General features: G+C 71.9%; 20 protein-coding genes. 13 read left to right on the top strand and 7 right to left on the bottom strand.

Going from position 1 to position 23,345, the window contains the following annotated elements:
- Window positions 1–81 precede the first annotated feature (81 nt).
- The 7 genes from FHR56_RS17485 (at window position 82) to FHR56_RS17515 (ending at window position 6,910) form a co-directional block, all read left to right on the top strand.
- Window positions 82–378, top strand: coding sequence for a hypothetical protein (locus FHR56_RS17485; protein WP_184502703.1), 297 nt, complete (start codon window positions 82–84; stop codon window positions 376–378).
- 279 nt (window positions 379–657) lie between these two features.
- Window positions 658–2,595 (top strand): M61 family metallopeptidase, encoded by a 1,938-nt coding sequence (locus FHR56_RS17490; protein WP_160946945.1) that lies wholly within the window; start codon window positions 658–660, stop codon window positions 2,593–2,595.
- A gap of 119 nt (window positions 2,596–2,714) precedes the next feature.
- A complete protein-coding gene (locus tag FHR56_RS17495; RefSeq protein ID WP_160946944.1) occupies window positions 2,715–3,455 on the top strand; it encodes an endonuclease/exonuclease/phosphatase family protein in 741 nt (246 codons plus the stop codon).
- The gene (gene clsB, locus FHR56_RS17500) at window positions 3,452–4,657 is read left to right on the top strand and encodes a cardiolipin synthase ClsB (protein WP_160946943.1); all 1,206 of its coding nucleotides are present in this window, start codon (window positions 3,452–3,454) and stop codon (window positions 4,655–4,657) included. The genes FHR56_RS17495 and clsB overlap by 4 nt, the downstream gene beginning before the upstream one ends.
- The gene (locus tag FHR56_RS17505; RefSeq protein ID WP_202406950.1) at window positions 4,654–5,589 is read left to right on the top strand and encodes a lysylphosphatidylglycerol synthase domain-containing protein; all 936 of its coding nucleotides are present in this window, start codon (window positions 4,654–4,656) and stop codon (window positions 5,587–5,589) included. Before clsB ends, FHR56_RS17505 begins: the two co-directional genes overlap by 4 nt.
- Before the next feature lie 214 nt (window positions 5,590–5,803).
- Window positions 5,804–6,298 (top strand): hypothetical protein, encoded by a 495-nt coding sequence (locus tag FHR56_RS17510; protein WP_184502704.1) that lies wholly within the window; start codon window positions 5,804–5,806, stop codon window positions 6,296–6,298.
- A gap of 12 nt (window positions 6,299–6,310) precedes the next feature.
- A complete protein-coding gene (locus tag FHR56_RS17515) occupies window positions 6,311–6,910 on the top strand; it encodes a hypothetical protein (protein ID WP_160946941.1) in 600 nt (199 codons plus the stop codon).
- A 36-nt stretch (window positions 6,911–6,946) separates the two neighbouring features.
- On the opposite strand, the gene uvrD is transcribed toward FHR56_RS17515, so the two are convergent.
- Both uvrD and FHR56_RS17525 read right to left on the bottom strand, forming a co-directional pair.
- Complete coding sequence (uvrD, locus tag FHR56_RS17520; protein ID WP_160946940.1) at window positions 6,947–9,148, bottom strand: DNA helicase II; 2,202 nt, start codon at window positions 9,146–9,148, stop codon at window positions 6,947–6,949.
- 70 nt (window positions 9,149–9,218) lie between these two features.
- Window positions 9,219–10,097: a LysR substrate-binding domain-containing protein gene (locus FHR56_RS17525; RefSeq protein WP_160946939.1), complete on the bottom strand. Its 879-nt coding sequence runs from the start codon at window positions 10,095–10,097 to the stop codon at window positions 9,219–9,221.
- 114 nt (window positions 10,098–10,211) lie between these two features.
- Here FHR56_RS17525 and FHR56_RS17530 point away from each other — a divergent pair, with 114 nt between their 5' ends.
- The gene (locus FHR56_RS17530) at window positions 10,212–11,777 is read left to right on the top strand and encodes an MFS transporter (protein WP_160946938.1); all 1,566 of its coding nucleotides are present in this window, start codon (window positions 10,212–10,214) and stop codon (window positions 11,775–11,777) included.
- 144 nt (window positions 11,778–11,921) lie between these two features.
- On the opposite strand, the gene FHR56_RS17535 is transcribed toward FHR56_RS17530, so the two are convergent.
- From FHR56_RS17535 to FHR56_RS17555, 5 genes are all read right to left on the bottom strand, one after another.
- Window positions 11,922–13,346: an FAD/NAD(P)-binding protein gene (locus FHR56_RS17535; protein ID WP_160946937.1), complete on the bottom strand. Its 1,425-nt coding sequence runs from the start codon at window positions 13,344–13,346 to the stop codon at window positions 11,922–11,924.
- A gap of 111 nt (window positions 13,347–13,457) precedes the next feature.
- On the bottom strand, window positions 13,458–14,876 hold the full coding sequence (cls, locus tag FHR56_RS17540; RefSeq protein ID WP_160946936.1) for a cardiolipin synthase: 1,419 nt from the start codon (window positions 14,874–14,876) through the stop codon (window positions 13,458–13,460).
- Between the two features lie 159 nt (window positions 14,877–15,035).
- Window positions 15,036–15,203: a 50S ribosomal protein L33 gene (gene rpmG / locus FHR56_RS17545; protein ID WP_169411268.1), complete on the bottom strand. Its 168-nt coding sequence runs from the start codon at window positions 15,201–15,203 to the stop codon at window positions 15,036–15,038.
- A 10-nt stretch (window positions 15,204–15,213) separates the two neighbouring features.
- Window positions 15,214–15,450 (bottom strand): 50S ribosomal protein L28, encoded by a 237-nt coding sequence (gene rpmB / locus FHR56_RS17550; protein WP_010342733.1) that lies wholly within the window; start codon window positions 15,448–15,450, stop codon window positions 15,214–15,216.
- A 287-nt stretch (window positions 15,451–15,737) separates the two neighbouring features.
- Entirely contained in the window at window positions 15,738–16,646 is a 909-nt protein-coding gene (locus FHR56_RS17555) for a LysR family transcriptional regulator (RefSeq protein WP_160946935.1), read from the bottom strand.
- Between the two features lie 132 nt (window positions 16,647–16,778).
- Here FHR56_RS17555 and FHR56_RS17560 point away from each other — a divergent pair, with 132 nt between their 5' ends.
- The 5 genes from FHR56_RS17560 to FHR56_RS17580 all read left to right on the top strand — a co-directional run bounded on the left by FHR56_RS17560 (window position 16,779) and on the right by FHR56_RS17580 (window position 23,301).
- Window positions 16,779–17,168 (top strand): RidA family protein, encoded by a 390-nt coding sequence (locus tag FHR56_RS17560; RefSeq protein ID WP_160946934.1) that lies wholly within the window; start codon window positions 16,779–16,781, stop codon window positions 17,166–17,168.
- 65 nt (window positions 17,169–17,233) lie between these two features.
- Window positions 17,234–17,572, top strand: coding sequence for a hypothetical protein (locus tag FHR56_RS17565; protein WP_160946933.1), 339 nt, complete (start codon window positions 17,234–17,236; stop codon window positions 17,570–17,572).
- A gap of 56 nt (window positions 17,573–17,628) precedes the next feature.
- Window positions 17,629–18,882, top strand: a complete 1,254-nt coding sequence (locus tag FHR56_RS17570; RefSeq protein ID WP_160946932.1) for a TolC family protein — start codon at window positions 17,629–17,631, stop codon at window positions 18,880–18,882.
- Window positions 18,879–20,081 carry an efflux RND transporter periplasmic adaptor subunit gene (locus FHR56_RS17575; RefSeq protein ID WP_160946931.1) on the top strand — a complete coding sequence of 401 codons (1,203 nt, stop codon included), beginning with the start codon at window positions 18,879–18,881 and terminating at the stop codon, window positions 20,079–20,081. The genes FHR56_RS17570 and FHR56_RS17575 overlap by 4 nt, the downstream gene beginning before the upstream one ends.
- Before the next feature lie 10 nt (window positions 20,082–20,091).
- Window positions 20,092–23,301 (top strand): CusA/CzcA family heavy metal efflux RND transporter, encoded by a 3,210-nt coding sequence (locus tag FHR56_RS17580; RefSeq protein ID WP_160946930.1) that lies wholly within the window; start codon window positions 20,092–20,094, stop codon window positions 23,299–23,301.
- Window positions 23,302–23,345 lie beyond the last annotated feature (44 nt).

The following is a 23,345-nucleotide window of genomic DNA, read 5'->3' on the forward strand; positions in this document are numbered from 1 at the left end:
AATGCGCGTCCGATCATCGTCCCGACCGCGTCGGCGCACGCCCGGCCCCGCGGATTTTTCTCCCAGACAAGGCGGTGCGCGATGTCACAGCGTGTGGAAGCAGGCCAGATGGTGTTCGTCGCCGACGGCGAGGTCGGTGTGGGTGCGGTGCGCGAAGTGCGCGACGGCGGCGCGGCCTTTGTCATCAATATCGAGAACGGCGGCGATTTCGTGGTGCCGTCGAGCGCGGTGCGCGACGTGCATTTCGGCAAGGTGATCCTGGCGGTCGAGCACCTGCCCGCACCGCTGCGCGAGGCGCTGCGGCATCCGCACGCCGCGGAGCTGCCGACCTCGACCTACGCCGCCAGCGATCCGGGCGACGGGGCACTGAAGGACTGAAGCGGCGCGCGCGCTGGCCGCAGCGCCGGACGGGCAAGGCGGCCGGCGACGCCTCGCTTGTGAGCGAACTGCCCCGCGGCAGACCGACGCGGGCAACCAACTGCCGGGACGCACTGGATGGGCGCCGCATCGGCGCACCGCCTTCCGACAGCCGCAGGCGCACTGTACCCGCATGAACGGCATCGCCCGGCGCGTTCCCGGCCGGGCCGACCCGGTGCACCGGCGGCGGCGGCAGGTGCTAACGTTCCGCGCTTCCGTACCCCGCCCTCGGAGCCGCGCATGTCCGCCACCGCTTTCCCCGTCTCCCGTCGCGCCCGCCGGGCGCTGGTCCTCGGCATCGGCCTGGCGCTCGCCGGTGCCGCGCAGGCGCAGGTGGTGCGCACGCCCGACGTGCCGGCGCCGCAGGACACGCCCTATCCCGGCACGCTGACCCTGCAGGTGGACGCCGGCGACGTGCGCCAGGGCATCTACCGGGTGCGCGAGACCATCCCGGTCAGCGCCGGGCGGCTGACCCTGCAGTACCCGCAGTGGATCCCCGGCGACCATTCGCCGAGCGGACCGGTGGCGATGCTGGCCGGCCTCACCCTCACCGCCAACGGCGCGCCGCTGCCGTGGCGCCGCGACACCTTCGACGTGTACAGCTTCCATGTCGACGTGCCGCAAGGCGTAAGCGCGATCGACGCCAGCTTCCAGTACCTGTCGCCGCGCGACGACGGCTTCGAGATGACCGACAAGATGCTGCAGCTGGAGTGGAACAAGGTGGCGCTGTACCCGGCCGGCCACGACACCCGCGGCATCACCGTGGTGCCCAGCGTGACCCTGCCGGCCGGCTGGGAGTTCGGCACCGCGCTGGAGACCGCCAGCCGCAACGGCGCCACCACCACCTTCAAGCCGGTGGACTTCACCACCCTGGTCGACTCGCCGATCTACGCCGGGCGCTACTTCAAGCGCGTGGACCTGACGCCGGCCGGCAGCGCGCCGGTGCACCTGGACGTGGTCGCCGACGCGCCGCGGTTCCTGGACATCAGCGCCGAGCAGCTGCAGGCGCACCGCAACCTGCCGGTGCAGGCGATCAAGCTGTTCGGCTCGCACCACTACGCGCACTACGACTTCCTGTTCTCGCTGTCGGACGTGCTCGGCGGCAACGGCCTGGAGCACCACCAGTCCAGCGAGAACGGGCTGGCCGCCGACTACTTCAGCGCCTGGGACGAGAACGCCCCGGACCGCGACCTGCTCGCGCACGAGTACACGCACTCGTGGAACGGCAAGTTCCGGCGCCCGGCCGACCTGTGGACGCCCACCTTCAACGTGCCGATGGGCGACTCGCTGCTGTGGGTCTACGAGGGCCAGACCCAGTACTGGGGGTATGTGCTGACCGCACGCGCCGGGATGTGGACGCCACAGCAGTTCCGCGACGCGCTGGCGATGACCGCGGCCAACTACGACCGCAACCGCGCCGGCTTCCGCTGGCGCTCGCTGGAGGACACCACCAACGACCCCACCGCCGCGCATCGCGCGCCGCTGCCCTACCGCAGCTGGCAGATGAGCGAGGACTACTACAGCGGCGGGCAGATGGTGTGGCTGGCGGTGGACGCCAAGCTGCGCGCGATGAGCGGCGGCCGCAAGTCGCTGGACGACGTGGCCAAGGCGTTTTTCGGTATCGACGACGGCAGTTTCGCGGTCAAGACCTATACCTTCGACGACGTCATCGCCGCGCTCGATGGCGTGGTCCACTACGACTGGGCCGACTACATCAACCGGCGCGTGTACCAGGTGGACCCGCCGCTGCTGGAAGGCCTGCAGGCCAGCGGCTGGAAGCTGGTGTACACCGACCAGCCCAGCGCATTCGAGAAGCAGTACGACGGCCGCCACCAGTCGGCGCGGCACCGCTACAACTTCGCCTGGTCGATCGGCCTGGTGATGAACGACGACGCCAGCATCAACGACGTGCTGTGGGATGGGCCGGCGTTCAAGGCCGGGGTCAGCAGCGGCGCCACGGTGCTCGCGGTCAATGGCCAGGACTACTCGCGCGACACGCTCAAGCAGGCCATCGCCGACGCCAAGGGCGGCAGCGCGCCGATCGTGCTGACGCTCAAGTACCAAGGCGGTGTGCGCGACGTGCCGGTGAACTACCACGACGGCCTGCAGTACCCGCACCTGGTGCGGGTCGAGGGCACGCCGGACTACCTGAGCAAGATCATCGCCGCACGGCGCTGAGCCGACACCGCCGCCGCTGCCGGCAACGCAGCGGCGGCAGGCCACGCGCAGCGGCGCCGTCACGCGCCGCACGCGGAGGCTGGCGACAATGGCAGGCGTAATGTCCGTCCTGCCCCGGCATGCCTGCGATCGAGTTGCTGACCATCAATGCGCACATGGGCTTCAGCGTGCTGAAGCGGCGCTTCATGCTGCCGGAACTGCGCGCGGCGATCCGCGCCCTGCCCGCGGACCTGGTGTTCCTGCAGGAAGTGCTGGGCGAACACCAGGTGCATGCCGGCCGCCATGCCGACTGGCCGGCGCAGAGCCAGTACGAATTCCTCGCCGACGCGCTGTGGCCGCAGTTCGCCTACGGCCGCAATGCAGTGTATCCGCATGGGCACCACGGCAACGCGCTGCTGTCGCGCTTCCCGATCGCCTCCTTCGTCAACCGCGACGTCTCCATCGCCGGCCACGAACACCGCGGACTGCTGCATGCGGTGCTGGAGATCCCCGGGCATGCCATGGCGGTGCACGCGATCTGCGTGCACCTGGGCCTGCGCGAGGCGCACCGGCGCCGGCAGATCGGCCTGCTCGGCGCGCTGGTCGCCGAACTGCCGGCGCAGGCGCCGCTGATCGTCGCCGGCGATTTCAACGACTGGCGCCAGCGCGGGCATCCGCTGCTGCAGCGGCATGGCCTGACCGAAGCCTTCGCGCACCTGCACGGGCGTGTGGCGCGCAGCTTCCCGGCGCGCTGGCCGCTGCTGCCGCTGGACCGGATCTATCTGCGCAACGTGCGCATCGAGGCCGCACGGGTGCTGACCGGCCGCCCCTGGTCGCACCTGTCCGACCACGCGCCGCTGCATGCCAGGATCGTGCTGTGAACCGTGCGGCGAACCGCGACACGCGCTGGCGCCAGGGGCACCGCCTGCAGTTGCTGGAGAACGGCGATGCGTATTTCCCGCGCGCCTTCGCCGCGATCGATGCGGCCCGGCACGAGGTGCTGCTGGAGACCTTCATCTGGTTCGAGGACAAGGTGGGCCTGGCGCTGAAGGACCACCTGGTCGCCGCCGCCCGCCGCGGCGTGCGCGTGCGCCTGCTGGTGGACGCGTTCGGCTCGCCGGATCTCTCGCCCGGCTTCGTGCGCGAACTCACCGAGGCCGGCGCCGAGCTGCGCCTGTTCGACCAGCAGCCGACCCTGCTCGGCGTGCGCCTGAACGTGTTCCGGCGCATGCACCGCAAGCTGCTGGTGGTGGACGGGCGGATCGGCATGATCGGCGGCATCAACTGGTCGGCCGATCATCTGGCCGATTTCGGCCCGGAGGCCAAGCAGGACTACGCGGTGGAGGTGCACGGCCCGGTGGTGGCGGACATGGTCGCGTTCGTGCGCCGCACCCTGGACACCCACGGTACCGGCGCGGGGTGGGTGCCGCAGGAGAAGGTCGATGTGCCGCCCGCCGGCGAGGCCGAAGTGTGCTTCCTGCCGCGCGACAATGCCGGCCGTTCGCGCAGCATCGAACGCGCCTACCGGCAGGCGTTCCGCGGCGCGCGCCACGAGATCGTGCTCGCCAACGCCTACTTCTTCCCCGGCTACGGCTTCCTGCGCGACCTGTGCGCCGCCGCCCGCCGCGGGGTGGCGGTGAAGCTGATCTTCCAGGGCCAGCCGGACACGCCGCTGGCGCTGTTCGCCGCACGCGCGCTGTACCGGCATCTGGTCGATGCCGGCGTGCAGATCTTCGAATACTGCGAGCGCCCGTTCCACGGCAAGGTCGCGGTGATCGACGGCCACTGGAGCACGGTGGGATCGAGCAATCTGGATCCGCTGAGCCTGGCGCTGAACCTGGAAGCCAACCTGGTGATCCGCAATGCCGCCTTCGCGCGCGACCTGCACGGGCGCCTGCAACGGCTGATGCAACGGCACTGCCGCGAAGTCGTGCCGGCGCAGGTGCCACGCGGACGCTTCTGGCAACCGCTGCTGCGGCCGCTGCTGTTCCATGTGCTGCGCAACGTGCCGCAGTGGGCCAGCCGGCTGCCGGCGCGCACGCCGCGCACCGCGGTGCTGCGGCGCAAGCGGCACGCGCCATGAGCCGACCGCGCAAACGCTGGCGCGTGCTGCGCCGCGTCGCCTATCTGGCCTTCCTGGTGCTGGTGGCGGTCCTGCTGGTCCGCGCGGCGCACAACGTGGATTGGGCGCAGGTCGGCACGACCCTGGCCGGCTACGGCGCCGGCACCCTGGCCGTCGCGGCCGGGCTGAGCCTAGCCAGCTATGTGCTGTATGCCGGCTACGACCTGGCCGCGCGTCGCTACGCGGCGCATGCGCTTCCGACGCCGCGGGTGATGGCGATCGCGACCATTGCCTACGCCTTCAGCCTGAATGTCGGCGCGCTGATCGGCGGCACCGGCATCCGCTACCGCCTGTATGGGCGCGCCGGATTGGGGCTGGCGACGATCAGCCGCGTGGTCGGCTTCGCCATCGCCACCAACTGGATGGGCTACCTGCTGTTGACCGGCGCGTTGCTGGTCAGCGGCCGCCTGCGCACGCCGGCGCAGTGGCCGCTGAGCGGCGCGGCACTGCCCTGGATCGGCGCCGCGATGCTGGCCGCCGTGCTGGCGTACCTGATCGGCTGCCAGCGCGCACATGGCCGCACGCTGCAGGTGCGCGGCCACACCCTGCACCTGCCGCCGTTGCCGCTGGCCCTGCTGCAACTTGGCCTGGGTGCCGGCAACTGGGCGCTGATGGGGGCCCTGCTGTACGTGCTGATGCCGGCCGGCGTGGCCTACCTCTCGGTGCTCGGCGCACTGCTGGCGGCGGCCGTGGCCACCGCCATCGCCCACGTGCCGGCCGGCATCGGCGTGCTGGAAGCGGTGGTGCTGCCGCTGTTGGGATCCCAGGCGCCGCAGTCGGCCTTGCTGGCCGCGCTGCTGGCCTATCGCGCCTTCTACTACCTCGGCCCGCTGCTGCTGGCCTGTGCCGGCTATGCGGTGCTGGAGGCGCGGAGACGGCGCGGCGCGGGCTGAGCAAGGCCATGCACGCGACGGACCCAGCCTCCTGACCACCGGACTTGTTGCGCTGCGCCTCCGGTGCTAGCGTCGCAGCGCACGCGTTCTGGAGCAGTATGGTCATGCCGCCGCACGGATGCGCTCTTCGGCACCCCGGCACAGTCGACCGAGCGAACGCGCGCAGCGCACCATTGGCTGTCCTCATCGCCGCGCATCATTCCCGAGAGGTCGCATGAAACTGCTGTTCGCCGTCGCGCTCGCGACGCTGCTGTCGCCGTGTCTGTCAGCATCCGCCGCACCCGCTGCGCCCTCGCCCCTGCTCGGCAACTGGGCCGTGGACGTGGCGCGCCTGGATCGGGCACCCCAGGACCGGCCCGAGGCCGTCACCCTGCGCTTCAGCGAGGCGGGCAAGGGCAAGTGGGCGGTCAAGGTCGACATTGCCGAACAGGGCGGTGGCACCATGCATGCCGAAGGCGTCGCCGCGCTCGATGGCGGCGCCACGCCGGTGAAGAACAACTTCGAGGCCGATGTCTTCGCCCTGCAGATGCCGGCCCCCAACGTACTTATGATGATGCTGGCCAAGGACAAGAGCGTGGCCTCGACCCGCATCTACACCGTCGCCGCGGACGGACGCTCGATGACCGAGACGGTCTCCACATTCGCACCGGACGGCACGCCGACGATGCGCACCAATTACTTCACCCGCGTCGCGGCGTCGCAGCGCTGACGCATGCGCAGGGTGACGCGTCGCCTGCGCATGCGCATGCGCACATCAGAACGCGGGCTGCCAAGGATCGCAGCCGCGGCGATCTGGACGAGCCTGCTCGGCGGGTGCGGTGCGGTGGGATCACCATCGCATCCCTCGCCTAGCGATCCGCCGCAGGTCTGGATCGGCATGCCGTGTTCGGCAACGACACGGCAGCAGGATCGGCATCTGCTCGCATCGCCTGCCGACAATTCAAAGATCTGCGTGGATCGCGGTGCGGCGCGCCTGAACTACCGCCCGGATGCGCTGCGCATCATCATTTACCGCAATGAGGTCGCCGCAGTGCTGTTGCAGTGCGCATCGGCGCAGCAGGCGGCGATGTTCTTTCGCGAAAACCAGGGCAAACGCGCAATTCTGGTCGTGGGCGACACTGCCATCAGTAAGCCTCACGTGTCATTGCCCACGATGGGGTGCGGGTGGCTATCCGCCAGCGACCTGCAGGACGCCATCACCCAATGCGAGCGCATCGCCACCGCCTGGTCACGGCCAGCGCAGCGCTGCTGGAGCTTGTGCAATCAGAGCGAAAACGCAGGTAGCGACGGCATCTGCATCGCGCACAAGCGCACGCCCTGATCGCGAGGCGGCACGAGGTCCGCGCGCTGCCGCCACTCACAGCACCGTCAGATTGGCGTACGCCATCACCAGCCACTTGGCGCCGGCTTCGTCGAACTGCACCTGCACGCGGGCGTGCGCGCCACTGCCTTCGTAATCGATGACCACGCCGCCGCCGAACTTGGGATGCTGCACGTTGGCGCCGAGCTTGATCGCCGGCGCCTCGATCACGCTGTGGCCCAGGCTGCGCGGTGCCCCCAGCGAGGCGCTGCGCGAGACCTGCACCTTCGGCCGCACTTCGTGCAGCAGCTCGCGCGGGATCTCGCGCAGGAAGCGCGAGGGCACGTTGTAGTTGTCCTGGCCGTGGATGCGCCGCGACTCGGCATAGCTCAGCACCAGCTTGTGGCGGGCGCGGGTGATGCCGACATAGGCCAGGCGCCGCTCTTCCTCCAGGCGCCCGCTCTCTTCCAGCGAACGCGCACTGGGGAACAAGCCGTCTTCCATGCCCGCCAGGAACACCAGCGGGAATTCCAGGCCCTTGGCCGAGTGCAGGGTCATCAACTGCACGCCGTCCTCGCCGGCCTGGGCCTGGCCTTCGCCGGCCTCCAGCGAGGCATAGGCCAGGAACGCGACCAGTTCGGTCATCGCCTGGCGGCCCTCGTCGGCATCCTCGTCGCCATCGGCGCGGACGAAGCGCGAGGCCACCGAGACCAGTTCGTCGAGGTTGTCGGTGCGCGACTCCGAATCCAGCCCGCCGCGGCTCTCCTTGCTCCAGTGATCGCGCAGGGTGGAACGCGCCAGCACCTGGTCGATCTGTTCGGGCAACGGCAGCCCGGCCACGTCCGCGGCCAGTTGCTCGATCAGGCCGAGGAACTGGCCCAGCGCGTTGCGCGCGCGTGCGGCCAGTTCGCCGCCCTGCTGCGCGGCCTGTTGCGCCGCCGCCCACAGCGACAGCGACTGCGCGCGCGCCAGGCGCCGCACCTCGTCCAGGGTGCGGTCGCCGATGCCGCGCGGCGGCGTGTTGACCGCGCGCTCGAATGCCGCATCGTCGGCACGGTTGGCGACCAGGCGCAGGTAGGCCAGGGTGTCCTTGATTTCGGCGCGCTCGAAGAAGCGCATGCCGCCGTAGACGCGGTACGGCACCTGCTCGGCGATCAGCGCCTCTTCGAACGCGCGCGACTGCGCGTTGCTGCGGTAGAGCACCGCCGCCTCGCTGTAGCTGCCGCCGTCGCGTACCCATTGGCGCACACGCTCGACCACGTAGCGCGCCTCGTCCACCTCGTTGTAGGCCGCGTACAGGTCGATCGGCTCGCCATCGCCCGAATCGGTCCACAGCTGCTTGCCGATGCGGTCGGGGTTGTGCGCGATCACCGCGTTGGCGGCGTTGAGGATGTTGGCGCTGGAGCGGTAGTTCTGCTCCAGGCGGATGGTCTGCGCGCTCGGGAAATCGGTGAGGAAGCGCTGCACGTTCTCGACCTTGGCGCCGCGCCAGCCGTAGATCGCCTGGTCGTCGTCGCCGACCACGAACACGTGGCCGCTGTCGCCGGCGAGCACGCGCACGAAGGCGTACTGGATGGCGTTGGTGTCCTGGAATTCGTCGACCAGGATCTCGCCGAAGCGGGCGCGGTAATGCGCCAGCAACGCCGGGGTGTCGCGCAGCAGTTCGTGCGCGCGCAGCAGCAGTTCGGCGAAGTCGACCAGGCCGGCGCGGTCGCAGCGCTCCTGGTACAGCGCGTAGGCGTTGCGCAACGTGGTGACCCACTCGTCGCGCGGCTCCGGCTGGATGTGCTGCGCGCGGCGGCCCTCGTCCTTCTGCTGGTTGATCCACCACACGATCTGCTTGGGCGGGAACTTGCCCTCGTCCAGCTCCAGCTGCTGCACCACGCGCTTGACCAGGCGCAACTGGTCGTCGGCGTCGAGCACCTGGAAGCTCTCGGGCAGCTTCGCGTCCTGCCAGTGCAGGCGCAGCAGGCGGTGCGCCAGGCCGTGGAAGGTACCGATCCACATGCCGCGGCTGCCGTTGCGCAACTGCAGGTCGGCGCGGTGGCGCATCTCGCCCGCGGCCTTGTTGGTGAAGGTGACCGCCAGGATGCCGTGCACCGGCACGCCATGCACCTGGTGCAGCCAGGCGATGCGATGGGTGAGCACGCGCGTCTTGCCGGAGCCGGCGCCGGCCAGGACCAGGTAGTGGCCGGGGGCGGCGGAAACGGCCTCGCGCTGGGCGGGGTTCAGATCGTCGAGCAAATGAGAGACATCCACCCGTGCATTTTAGCCGGTGCAGCGGCGCAGCGGCTGCGACAGCGCGCGCCGCCCGGCACACGGCCTGGCGTCAATCGGTGCGGAACAGCCGTTCGGCGAGGAAATCCACGAACACGCGCAGCTTCGGCGAGAGCTGCCGGCGCGACGGCCACACCACGAAGAACGCGCCGCCATCGGCCATGTGCGCATCCAACACCGACTGCAGGCGGCCGTCGGCCAACGCATCGCGGGCCAGAAACGCCGGCATGCAGGCGATGCCCATGCCGGCGATCGCCGCCGCGCGCACCGCCTCCATGTTGTTGCAGGTGAGCACCGCCGGCGGCAGCGGCGCCGCGGCCAGCGGCCAGTCCTGCGGCTTGCCGGTATCGGGAACGCGGAACAGCACGCCATCGTGCGCGGCCAGTTCCGCCGGGGTCTGCGGCACGCCGCGGCGGCGCAGGTAGTCCGGCGCCGCGCACAGGCAGAAGCGGAACGGCCCCAGCCGCCGCGCGAGTAACCGCGAGTCGGCCTGCACGCCGCTGCGGATCACCGCGTCCAGGCCGTGTTCGAGCAGATCGACCACGCGGTCGTCGAAGTCCAGGTCCAGCTCCACGTCCGGATAGCGCTGGCGGAACTCCGGCAACAGCGGCACCAGGAACCGGTAGCCGATGGTCGGCAGGCCGACCCGCAGGCGCCCGCGCGGCGCCTGCCGGGTCTGCGCCAGCGCCTCCTCGGCCTCGCGCAGGTCGGCCAGCACGCGCTGGCAATGCTCCAGGAACAGCGCGCCCTCGGCGGTCAGCGCGATGCGCCGGGTGGTCCGCTGCAGCAGGCGCACGCCGAGCTCGCGTTCCAGCGCCGCGACGCTCTTGCCCACCGCCGAGGCCGAGATGCCGAGCACGCGGCCGGCACCGACGAAACTGCGCTGCTCGGCGGCACGGACGAAGGCGACGATGCCGGTGAGGCGGTCCATGCGGCGATATTAGAGCGTTCTGTTCCGCAAAGCGTGGAAGAGCAGGGTCTTTTTCGCGGATTACCGCCTCGGTATCTCTAGTGGCCTTCCGACATCCGCCCAAGAGTCGCTCCGATGACCTCCGCTTCGACCTCCCCCTCCACGCCCCTGCCGCGCCGGGGTGCCGCCCTGGCCGCGGTGTGCCTGGCCGCCCTGGCGCTGCCGCTGAACTTCTCCGGCGGCGCCGTCGCCACCCCGGCGATCGGTGCGGCCCTGGGCGGCAGCGCGCTGGCCCTGGCCTGGATCACCAATGCCTTCATGCTCAGCTTCGGCAGCCTGCTGCTGGCCGCCGGCGCGCTCGCCGATCGGCATGGACGGCGCCGGGTGTTCCTTGGCGGCCTGGCGCTGTTCGCCCTGGCGACCCTGGGCGTGGCGGTGGCCGGTTCGGTCGCGGCGATCGACCTGTGGCGGGCGCTGCAGGGTGTCGGTGCCGCCGCCGCGCTGGCCGCCGGCACCGCGGCGCTGGCGCCGCTGTACACCGGCGCCGCGCGCACGCGTGCGTTCAGCCTGCTCGGCACCACCTTCGGCACCGGCCTGGCGTTCGGCCCGCTGGCCGCCGGCGCGTTGAGCGAACGGCTGGGCTGGCGCGCGATCTTCTTCGGCGTGGCCGCGGTCGCGGCGCTGGCGTGGGCACTGGCCGCGCGCTGGCTGCCCGCCTCGCGCACTCCGGCCGCCGGTCCGCCCGACCGTGCCGGTGCCGTGAGCTTCAGCGCGGCGTTGGCGCTGTTCACCGCCGGCCTGATCCAGGGGCCGCACAGCGGCTGGGGCAGCGCCGCGACACTGGCCCTGCTCGGCGCCGCCGCGCTGCTGCTGTTCGCCTTCGTGGAGATCGAACGACGCCGCCGCCATCCGCTGCTGGACCTGAGCCTGTTCCGCTACCGGCGCTTCGTCGGCGTGCAGCTGCTGCCGGTCGCCACCTGCTACAGCTACGTGGTGCTGCTGGTGCTGCTGCCGCTGCGCATGATCGGCGTGGATGGCGCGCCCGCCGCCAGCGCCGGCCTGACGCTGCTGGCGCTGTCGGCGCCGATGCTGCTGGTGCCGAGCCTGGCCGGCGTGCTGGCGCAGCGCATCGCCCCGGCCTGGCTGTCCGCGGCCGGGTTGGCGGCGGCCGCGGCCGGCCTGTGCTGGCTGGGCGCGCGGCCGCCGGCGCAGGCGCTGCCGGCGCTGCTGGTGATCGGCGCCGGCACCGCCCTGCCCTGGGGCCTGATGGATGCGCTGTCGGTCAGCGTGGTGCCGAGCGAACGCGCCGGCATGGCCGCCGGCCTGTTCGGCACCTTGCGCGTGGCCGGCGAAGGCATCGCCCTGGCCAGCGTGGCGGCCTTGCTGGCGGCCTTGCTGCAGGTGCGGCTGGCCACGGTTGCACCGCTGCTGCCGCACGCGGCCCTGGCGGACACCGCGCAGCGCCTGGTCGCCGGCGACCTGCCGGCCTCCATGCAGGAGGGCGCGCTGTCCGCCGCACAACTGCGCCTGGCCTACGCGGCGGCCTTCGGCACGCTCACCCGGGTGCTGGCGGCGATCACCGCGCTGGCGGCGATCGCGATCTGCCTGCTGCTCGGGCGCACGCCGCAGAACGCGGTGGATGGGGCCTGTGATCGCGATAGGAGACCCGCCTGTAGGACCGGCAATGCCGGCCGCGACTAGAAACGACGCAAAGGCCCTGTCCCTGTAGGAGCGGCTTCAGCCGCGACGGGCGTTACCGAAATCCCGGGTCGCGGCTGAAGCCGCTCCTACAAAGGAGGTCGCAGCTGCGCCGCGCGCAACCGCGGCCGGCATGCGCCGCGACGCTCAATGCACGGCCGCTGTCGACACGTCCAGCGCCAGCAGCGCCTGCGCGGTCTGCTGCGCCTGCACCCGCAATTCGGGGATCGCCAGGCTTTCCCACAGGCTGCCGATGCGCAGGCTGCCGAGCACGCGGATGCGCGGCGTGGCGCGGCCGTCGGCGTCGAGCAGCGCACCGTCGGCGGCGCTGCCCACGCCGATGCCGTGCGGCCCCGGCTGCGCATGGCCGCAGCCCAGCAACTGGTGCAGCAGCGGATTGCGCATGGTCTGCGCGCGCAGTTCGACGCCGGTGGCGTTGATCACGCATTGCGCGTCGAGCTGCAACGGCGCACCGTCGGCGCCCATGCCGTTGACCTGCACGCAGGCGCCGACCGGGAACACCGTGTCCAGCCGCGCGCGGTGCAGGCGCAACTGGCCGACCTGGCGCATCGCCTGCAGTTGCGCGAACACGGGCGCGGCGATGCGATGCCGGTGCACATCCCAGTAGCGCACCACGTGGCGCAGGAACCGGCGCTGCTCGGCGACCGACAGCGATTGCCACAGTGCCTGGCTCAGCGGCCGCACCCGGTCCATCACGCTCTGCCAGGGCTGGCCCTGCACCTGCGCCGCGGCGGCGTGGCGGCGCAGCGCGCGCACGCGCTGGCGCAGCGGCATCGCCAGCAGCGCATGCGCATCGAAGTCGGCCGGCGCGCCATGTGCGGCGTGCGGCAACGGCAGCAACGCGTGCCGCGAGACCACGTGCACGGGACCGCGGTGCGCGTTGGCCAGCAGGGTCAGCACGCTGTCGGCCATGCTCAGGCCGGAGCCGACGATGCACACCGTCGCCTCGCGCGGAATCGCCTGCAACTGCGCGTAGTCCCAGGCCTCGATCCGCGACGGCGCGTCGAGACTGGGGGCACCGCGCGCCGGCAGCGGACGCAGGCTGTTGCCCAGCGCCAGCACGGTGGCACCGGCGTGCAGGTGGCCACCGTCGTGCAACTGCAGCAGGTGCGCGCCGGTCGGCTGCGGGTGCAGCGCCAGCACGCGCGCCTGCCGCCATTGCAGGCGCGCCGGCCCGGCGGCCTGCGCCTGCTGCAGCCGCGCGCGCAGGTAGGCGGCGTAATGGCGGCGCTGCACGTAGGCTTCGGCCAGCGCCGCACGCGACAGCTGCGGATACAGCGCCTGCTGCTGCAGCCAGTCGAGGAAATCGTCGGGCGCCTCGGCGAAGGCGCTCATGCGGCCGGCCGTCACGTTCAACAGGTGCTCGGCGCAGGGCGTCGCATAAGCCACGCCCTGCGCCAGCGCCGGCTGCGATTCGATCAGTTGCACGCGCAGCGCGGTGTCGGCGTGGCGCAGCAGCTGCAAGGCGACCAGCACGCCGGCCGCGCCGCCGCCGACGATGGCGATGTCGCAGTCGTCGTCGACCGGGTCGCTGGGGACAAGCTCACTCATGCCGCGATTGTAAGGGAAGCCTCCACCGACCCGGCCCGCGGCTGAGAACCGTCGCGCATGTGCCGGCACCGATCGCGCATGAGCGCGTCATGCGCCTGTCATCGGCGTGCGTCACATCAGGGCATCGGCGAGGCGGGCGATGCCTTCGCGGCTGCGCCGCCAGGCCGGCCGCTTGCGCCAGTCCTGCAGCGTCAGCACCCGCGCATCGGCCAGGTAATCGGCCTCCACCGCGCGCAGCCGCTGCACCACCGCGGCGCTGTAGCACAGCATGCCGACCTCGGCGTTCAACGCGAACGAGCGGATGTCCAGGTTGATCGACCCGACCAGGGCGATGCCTTCGTCCACGCTCAGGTGCTTGGCGTGCAGGAAGCACGGCCGGTACAGCGCGATCTTGACTCCGCTGCGCAGCAGCTCGTCGTAGTAGGCCTCCTGTGCCCAGGCGGTGAGCCGCTGGTTGTTGCTCTCGGACAGGATCAGCTGCACGTCCACCCCGGACAGCGCGGCGATGCGCAGCGCGCTGAGCGTGGCCTCGTCCGGCACGAAGTACGGCGTGACCATGACGATGCGCCGCCGCGCCAGATGGACGAGCGCGTTGACGGTGTCGCGCGCGTTCTCGAACGGGTACGCCGGTCCGCTGGGCAGCAGCTGCGCGGCGACGCCGCCACCGTGGATGGAGGCGGGTGCGACCACGCTGAGGCGCTGCCCGGTCTCGATGAACCAGTCGCTGGCGAACACCGCTTCCAGATGCGCCACCACCGGCCCCTGCACCCGCGCCACCAGTTCGCGGTTGGGATGGCCGGGGACGAACTGCGGCTCGGCCAGGTTCTGCGAGCCGATGTAGCCGACGCGGTTGTCGATCACCGCGATCTTGCGGTGGTTGCGCAGGTCCATGCGCCCGCTGCGGCGCCAGCGCAGCCCGCCCGGCAACAAGGCCTGCACCTCGACCCCGGCCGCGTGCAGGCGCTTGCGGTAACGGCGCAGGCCGCGACGGCCGCCGCGCGCATCCAGCAGCAGCCGGCAGCGCACGCCGCGCGCGGCGGCGCGCAGCAACGCCGCGCTCACCGCATCGCCGACCGCGTCGTCGAACATCAGGTAGTACAGCAGGTGCACGCGCTCGACCGCCGCGTCGATGTCGTCGATCAGCGCCTGCAGCGAGGGCGCATAGCGATCGAGCAGCTCGACGCTGTTGCCATGGGTCGGCATGAAATCGCCCTGACGCTCGACCAGCGGCACCACTTCAGCGACCACGGTGTCGGCCGGCGGCGCCCAGCGCAGCGCGGTCAGCGGCACCTGCTGCTCGCGGATCACCTGCGAGGCCAGCGCCTGGCGGCGGATGCGCTCGCGCGACAGCCAGGGATGGCCGAGCAACAGGTACAGCGGCAATCCCAACAACGGCACGAAGCCCACCAGCAACAGCCAGCTGCGTGCCGCGCCGGGCGTGGTGCGGGTAGGGATCCACAACAGCGCCACCAGCCGGATCAGCCAGTCCAGCGCCAGCAGCCACGTGCCTTCCAACCAGACCGGCAGCATCGCGATCCTCGCAACCCAGGTCGCCCGATTCTGCGGACTGCGCCGGCAAACGCAACCATGGCCGCATCGGCGGCGGGGTTTTCCGTTCCCCAGACGCACGAAACCCGCCTTGCGGCGGGTTCCGTGTCCAGCGTGAGCAGCGATCCGAGGATCAGCCGATCACTTGATCTTGCCTTCCTTGTACAGGACGTGCTTGCGCACGACCGGATCGTACTTGAGGAATTCCATCTTCCCCGGGGTGTTCTTCTTGTTCTTGTCCGTGGTGTAGAAGTGGCCGGTACCGGCCGAGGAAATCATACGGACCTTATCGCGCTTGCCTGCCATGATGCTCTACTCCTCAGACCTTTTCGCCGCGCGCACGCAGCTCAGCCAGAACGGTGTCGATGCCGTTCTTGTCGATGGTGCGCAGCGCGTGCGCGGAAACCTTCAGCTTGACCCAGCGGTTCTCGCTGGCGACCCAGAAGCGGCGCTCGTGCAGGTTGGGCAGGAAACGACGGCGGGTCTTGTTGTTGGCGTGGGAGACGTTGTTACCCGTCTGCACACGCTTGCCGGACACTTGGCATACGCGGGACATTGCGCACCTCGATAGTAGTTTGGTCGCCCATAGCCTGGGAGACGGCGGCCCCGGCAGCCCTGCGGCCACCACGCGACGTGGGAAATCAAACGGTTACGCTGGGAGAGGCCGGCCGGAGATCGCGCATCCGGCCGCCGGCCCCGACCTCGTCGGGCACAGCGAGCCGCGCATTATGCAGGCGATCAAGGGCTTGTGCAAGTTGTCCACAGGCGCGGCCCGCGCCTTGAACGCCCGGGGCGGTACACACGACCTCGCACGCCGTCGGCGATGATCGGCACCAGCGGCGACTAGACCGGCTCCGCGGGGCCCAACACCTCCACCGCCCAGTCGATGAACGCGCGCAGCCGCTGGCTCATGTGCCGGTTGGGCGCGAACATCAGGTGCATCGGCATCGGCGGCAACTGCCAGTCCTGCAGCAGCGGCCGCAGCGTACCCTCGGCCACATGCGCTGCCGCCATGTAGGACGGCAGCACGACCACGCCCAACCCGGCCAGGCCGGCGGCCAGATAGGCGTTGCCGTCGTCGAAGCCGACCTGGTAGCGCCCCTGCACCGCGCATTGCTCCTCACCGCGCCGCGCCTGGAAACTGCGTGCGCGGCCGCTTCGCGGGCTGAGGAAGCCCACCGTGTGATGCGCCGGCCCGTCCAGCGCGCGCGGGTGGTCAGGCACCCCGTGCCGATGCAGGTACGCCGGGCTGGCATGGAAGCCCAGCGGCAGACTGGCCAGCGGCCGCGCCACCAGCGCCGGATCGGCCGGCGCGCCACCGCGGATCACGCAGTCGACCTGGTCGGCGATCACGTCGACCTCGCGGTCGCTCACACCCACGTCGAGCTGGATCTGCGGGTAGCGGGCATGGAAGTCGGGCAACGCCGGCACCAGCCGCAACCGCGCATACGGACCTGGCACATCGATGCGCAAGCGCCCACGCGGGGCCGCGGCGGCGCTGCCCAGGCCGGCCTCGACCTCTTCCAGGTCGGCCAGCAGGCGGGCGATGCGCGGGTAGTAAGCGGCGCCGTCGGCGGTGACGCTGACCCGGCGGGTGGTGCGGTGGAGCAGGCGCAGCCGCAGGTGCGCCTCCAGTTGCTGCACCAATTGGGTCACGCTGGTGCGGCTGAGCTGCAGGGTGTGCGCGGCGCGGGTGAAGCTGCCGGTCTCCACCACGCGCGCGAACGCCCGCATCGCCTCGAATCGGTCCATCGGCGGCCCCGCGATTGTTTGGAATTTGCAATCAATCTATGCGGATCATCGCGCTTTATCCAGACAACGGTGCCGGCCACGATGGCGGCTCCGGCACGCGCACTGCGCGCCGCCTTCTTCTGGAGCACACCCATGTCCCACCGCGACGTCGTTTTTCCCGCCGGCGGCCAGGCGCTGTACGCGCGCAACCGCTACTCGCCGGCGATCCGCTGCAATGGCCTGCTGTTCGTTTCCGGCCAGGTCGGCAGCCGCGAGGACGGCTCGCCCGAGCCGGAGTTCGCCACCCAGGTGCGCCGCGCCTTCGACAACCTCAACGCGGTGCTGGCCGCCGCCGGCTGCACGTTCGACGACGTGATCGACGCGACCGTGTTCCTGGTCGATCCGGAACGGAACTTCGCCACCGCCTGGGCGATCGTGCCCGAGTACTGGGGCCAGGCCCCGCACCCGACCCTGACCGGCATCGGCGTGACCTGGCTGTACGGCTTCCAGTTCGAGATCAAGGTGATCGCGAAGCTGCCCTGAGCATGCGGCAGCGCGCGGCGTTGATATTGTGTCCGCGCGGAAGCGCTTGTTAGTCTGCCGGCCTCATGCGCCGTTTCTTTCGACCACTGCGTACCTCCCTGCTGATGCTGCTGCTGGCGGCGTTCGTGGTCGTGCCGGTGGCCGACGCGCTGGCCTGCGCGCTGGAGCCGGAATCCGCTGATGCCGTGCACACGCCGGCCGCGGCGCATGCCGATGGCGAGGACAGCGACGGCAAGCACGCCGGCAGCTGCAGCCACAACCATTGCCACCACTCGAATCTGAGCCTGCCGGCGAGCGCCCTCGCCGTGTTCGGCGCGCCGCGACCGGCGCGCTGGATGCAGGCCGCCGACGCTTCCCCTGCGGGCGTCGTCCAGGACGGATTGAAGCGCCCGCCCAGAGCGTGAGTTGAGCGTGTCCCGCGATCGCGGGTTTCCGTTTCCCTCACCTCTGGAATTTCTTCATGTCGACTCCGACACGTCGGCCGCCGCGCGCGGCCGGGCGGGTCGTCGCCGTGCTGCTGGGCCTGGCCCCGGCCGCGCTGGCGATGGCGCAGACCGCTCCTTCCTACGACACCTTGCTCGAACGGCTGGACCAATTGCCTGGCGCCCGCGTCGGCGCGGCCCTGGCCGAGGCCGCCGACGCGCGCGCCGAGCAGGCCCGGGCGCTGCCCAACCCGTCGCTGTCCTGGTCCAGCGAAAACGCCTGGGGCAGCGGCACCTATGCCGGCACCGGCCGGGCCGAGATCTCGCTCACCCTGTCGCAACCGCTGGAATTGTGGGGCCAGCGCGGCGCACGCATCCGCGCGGCCCGCGCCGACGCCGATGCGGCCGCCGTGCGCGGCACGCAGCATCGCAGCGATGCCGCCGGCGAGCTGGCGCTGGCCTACGCGCAGGCCGAGGCCGCGGTGCGCCGCGCCGCCCTGGCCGAACAGGCGCTGGCGCTGACCCGCGACGATGCGGCGGCCATGGCCGCGATGGTCGCGCAGGGCCGCGAGCCGCAGCTGCGCGCGGTGCAGGCGCGCAGCGAGGTGGCCGATGCCAGCGCCGCCGTGGACGAGGCGCAGGCGTTCCGCGACGCGGCACTGGCGCGCCTGGCCGCCATCGCCCTGCTGGAGACGCCGGTGCAGTCCATCGACGCCGGCCTGCTCGACCGCGCGCCGCCGTTGCCGCGCGCGCGTGAGGCGGCGGCGCTGCCGGTGCGCATCGCCAGCGCCGAGGCCGAGGCCGCCGCGCGCCTGGTCGAGGTGGAGCGCAAGCGCGCCCTGCCCGACCTGAGCCTGACCGCCGGGCAGACGCGCGTCCGCGAAGACCGCGCGCACGCCTACACGCTTGGCGTCAGCCTCAGCGTGCCGTTGTTCGACCGCAACCGCGCCGGCGTCCGCGCCGCCAGCGCCGAACAGCGCGCGGCCGAGGCGCGGCTGGACCAGCAACGCCGCGCCAGCGCCGCCGACCGCTTGGCCGCGCTCGCCATGCTGAAGGCCGCCGGCAGCCGCACACGCGCGGCCGACGACGGCGTGGCGGCCGCGGAGGAGGCCTATCGTCTCGCCCGCATCGGCTTCGACGCCGGACGCATCGCACAACTGGAACTGCGCAGCACCCGTGCTGCGCTCATCGCCGCCCGCGGCATCGCCGTGGACGCCCGCCTGGCGCGGGTCACGGCAGAAATCGAGCTGGCCCGCCTGGAAGGGCGCGCGCCGTTCATGGAGGCCCAATGAACCTGTCCCGCCCACTCTTCCGTGCCGGCAGCCTGCTGCTGGCGTTCTTGCCGGCCCTCCTGCTGGCCGCCTGCGCCGGCGACAAGCAGGCCGCCCCGGCGGCCGACGAGGCGCACGGCCATGGCGCCGAGCGCCAGCAGGATGCGCGCGAACCCGCGACGACGTCCGCTGCGGACGCCGAGGCCGAACCCGGCGACACGGTGCGGCTGACCCCGCAGCAACGCGCCGCGTCCGGCATCGAGGTGGTCGCGGTCGGCCGCGGCGGCGGCGCCTCGACCCGCCTGGCCGGCCGGGTCGAACCGGCGGTGGGTGCACGCGCCGCGGTGGCCGCGAGCATCACCGGCCGCGTCGAGCGCGTACTGGTCGCGCCCGGCAGCGCGGTGCGCCGCGGGCAGCCGCTGGCGATCGTGGTCAGCGGCGAGGCCGCAGTGTTCCGCGCCAATGCGTTGGCCGCCAGCGCCGAGGCCGAGGCGGCGCGGCTGGCGCATGCGCGCGACCAGACCCTGGTCGCGCAGGGCGTGGTCGCCCGGCAGGAGCTGGAAAGCTCGCATGCGCGGGCGGTGGCGGCGCGTGCGCAGGCCGCGGCGGCGCAGGCGCAGGCCGCCGCCAATGGCGCGCCCGACGCCAGCGGCCGCGTGCGCATCGTCAGCCCGCTGGACGGGCGGGTCGGCGCGGTGCAGGTCACTCCGGGCAGCGTGGTCGCGGCCGGCAGCGTGGTGGCCGAGGTCACCGATCCGGCCATGAACGAACTGGTGTTTGCCGCGCCGCCGGCGCTGGCGGCGCAGGTCGCGCCGGGGACGACGCTGGAGGTGAGCGCGCCGGGCGGCAACTTTGCCGCTACGGTCACCGCGGCGACCGCCGACCTGCGCGCGCCGGGCGGCACCGCGGTGATCCGTGCGATGCCGGTCGCCGCGCCGGTGCCGCCGGCCGGGTCGCCGGTGACGGCAGTGGTCGTCACCGAGGGCCAGGACACCGCGCTGAGCGTGCCGGCCGACGCGGTGCAGACCGTGGAAGGACGCAGCGCGGTATTCGTCGCCGTCGCCGAGGGCTTCCGTGCGCAGCCGGTGCTGACCGGACGCCGCGCCGGCGACCGCATCGAGATCCTCGACGGGTTGCGCGGCAGCGAACGCATCGCCGGCCGCAACGCCTTCCTGCTCAAGGCCGAACTGGCCAAGGGCGACGCCGAACACGGCCACTGAGGAGGCGACCATGTTCACGCTCATCATCGAAACCGCGGTGCGCCTGCGCTGGCTGGTGCTATTCCTGGCCGCGCTGATCGCCGGCTGGGGCCTGTATCAGTTGGGCCGGCTGCCGATCGACGCGGTCCCGGACATCACCAACCGCCAGGTGCAACTCAACACGGTGGCGCCGGCGCTGACCCCCGAGCAGATCGAACGCCAGGTGACCTATCCGCTGGAGACGGCACTGGCCGGCATTCCCGGCTTGGTCACCACGCGCTCGCTGTCGCGCAACGGCTTCTCGCAGGTCACCGCGATCTTCAGCGACGCCACCGACCTGTACTTTGCCCGCCAGCAGGTGGCCGAGCGCATGCGCGAGGCGGCCGAGGATCTCCCCGACGGCGTGACGCCGCGGCTGTCGCCGGTGACCACCGGCCTGGGCGAGGTGCTGATGTGGACGGTGGACTTCACCGCGTTCGACCCGGCCCGGCTGGCACAGCCGGGCGCGGCGGGCTGGCAGGCCGGCGCGGTCTACCGCACGCCGGAAGGCGAGCTGCTGCGCACGCCGCAGGAGCGCGCCACCTACCTGCGCACCGTGCAGGACTGGATCATCGCGCCGCAGATGCGCTCCAGCCCGGGACTGGCCGGGGTCGACACGATCGGCGGTTACGTCAAGGAATTCGCCGTGCATCCGGACACCGCGCGGCTGGCCGCGCATGGCCTGGGCCTGGCGGATCTGGTGACGGCCCTGCAGCGCGCCAACGTGCAAGCCGGCGCCGGCTTCGTGCAGCGCGCCGGCGAAGGCCTGGTGGTGCGTGCCGATGGCCTGGCGCTGGGCGCCGACGATCTCGCACAGGCGCCGGTGGCCACCCGCAACGGCGTGGTGGTGCGCGTGGCCGACGTGGCCGAGGTCGCCTCCGGCCGCGCGCCGCGCCTGGGTGCGGCCAGCCGCAACGGCCACGAGGCGGTGCTGGGCACGGCGCTGATGCTCGCCGGCGACAACAGCCGCACCGTGGCGCAGGCCGCGGCCGCGCGGTTGCAGCAGGTCAACGCCACCCTGCCGCCGGACATCGTCGCCATGCCGGTGCTGGACCGCAGCGTGTTGGTCAACGCCACCATCCGCACGGTGGCCAAGAACCTCAGCGAGGGCGCGTTGCTGGTGGTGGTGGTGCTGTTCCTGCTGCTGGGCAACCTGCGCGCGGCGGCCATCGCCGCGCTGGTGATCCCGTTGTCGTTCCTGTTCGCGGTGATCGGCATGCAGCGCTTCGGCATCAGCGGCAACCTGATGAGCCTGGGCGCGCTGGACTTCGGCATCCTGGTCGACGGCGCGGTGATCGTGGTCGAGTCGACGCTGCTGTTGCTGGGCCAGCGCCGCGCCGCGCTCGGCCGCGCCCTCACCGCGGCCGAGCGGCTGGGCGTGGCCGCCGAGGCCGCACGCAAGATGGCGCGACCGGCGGCATTCGGCCAGTTGATCATCCTGCTGGTGTTCGCGCCGATCCTCACCCTGGAGGGCGTGGAGGGCAAGACGTTCCAGCCGATGGCGGCGACCTTCATGCTGGCCCTGGTCGGCGCGTTCCTGTTCTCCTTCACCTTCGTACCGGCGATGGCCGCGCTGCTGGTACGCGAGCCGACCCCGCGCGCCGACGCCGCCGAGGACCACGCCGATGACCACGAAACCTGGTTGATCCGCCGGCTGCGGCGACGCCTGCAACCGCTGATCGGAAGCGCGGTCGCACGACCGCGCACGGTGGCCGCCGGCGTGGCGCTGGTGGGCGTGCTCGGCGTAGGCGCGTTCGCGCTGCTGGGCCGCGAGTTCATGCCGACGCTGGACGAAGGCAACGTGGCGATGCAGGCGCTGCGCGTGCCCTCGACCTCGCTGGAGCAGTCGCTGGCGATGCAGCTGGCGCTGGAGACGGCCATCGCCCAGCAGCCGGAGGTGGCGGCGGTGTTCTCGCGCACCGGCACCGCCGAGGCGGCAATCGACCCGATGCCGACCAACATCTCCGACAGCGTGATCGTGCTGAAGCCGCGCGCGCAGTGGCCCGATCCGGCATTGCACAAGGAGGCGCTGGTGGAACGCCTGGAGCAACTGGCCGGGCAGCAACTGGGCAACGGCGTGGAGTTCAGCCAGCCGATCGAACTGCGCTTCAACGAGTTGATCTCCGGCGTGCGCACCGACCTGGCGGTGATGGTGTTCGGCGACGACATGCAGCGCCTGCGCGCCGCCGCCGACCAGGTGGCGCTGAGACTGCGTGCGGTGCCCGGCGCCGCCGACGTGCGGGTGGAACAGGTCGCCGGCCTGCCCACGCTCAACGTGCGCATCGACCACGTGGCGGCCGCGCAACTCGGACTGACCGCGGCCGACGTCAGCGCGGCGGTGAGCACCGGCATCGGCGGCGCCGCGGCCGGACGGATCTTCGAGGGCGACCGCCGCTTCGACGTGGTGGTGCGGCTGGACGACGCCGCGCGCAACGATCCGGACCAACTGGCCGCACTGCCGATCGCCACGCCCGCCGGGCAGGTGATTGCGTTGTCCTCGGTGGCGCGGATCGACGTCAGCGAAGGGCCGAACCAGATCAGCCGCGACAACGGCAGCCGCCGCGTGGTGGTGCAGGCCAACGTGCGCGGCCGCGACCTGGGCGGCTTCGTCGCCGCGGCGCAGGCAGCGGTGGCCGAGGTGGCGCTGCCGCCGGGCGCCTACCTGCGCTGGGGCGGGCAGTTCGAGAACCTGCAGCGTGCCGAACGGCGCCTGGCGATGGTGGTGCCGGTGGTGTTCCTGCTGATCGGCAGCCTGCTGTTCATGGCCCTGCGCAACGCCAGGGAAGCGCTGCTGGTGTTCGGCTGCGTGCCGCTGGCGCTGGTCGGCGGCATCCTCGCCCTGCTGCTGCGCGGCATGCCGTTCTCGGTCTCGGCGGCGGTCGGCTTGATCGCCGTGTCCGGCGTGGCGACCTTGAACGGGCTGGTCTTGATGCAGGCCATCGGCGAGCGCCGCCAGGCCGGCGCGGCGCCGTGGCAGGCAGCGATCGACGGCGCGGCCAGCCGCCTGCGCGCGGTACTGACCACCGCGCTGGTGGCGATCGTCGGCTTCCTGCCGATGGCCATCGCCAGCGGCGCCGGGGCGGAGGTGCAGAAACCGCTGGCGACGGTGGTGATCGGCGGCCTGCTGACCGCCACCGCGCTCACCTTGCTGGTGCTGCCGACGTTCGCCGCACGCATCGCCGCGCCGCGCGTGGCCGGCTGATCCGGCGCAGGCCGGCGCGCTTCCCGCGGGAAGCGGCGCGGGCC

This window comes from Xanthomonas sp. F10 (assembly GCF_014206815.1).
In the GTDB taxonomy this organism is placed as follows: Bacteria; Pseudomonadota; Gammaproteobacteria; order Xanthomonadales; family Xanthomonadaceae; genus Xanthomonas_A; species Xanthomonas_A indica.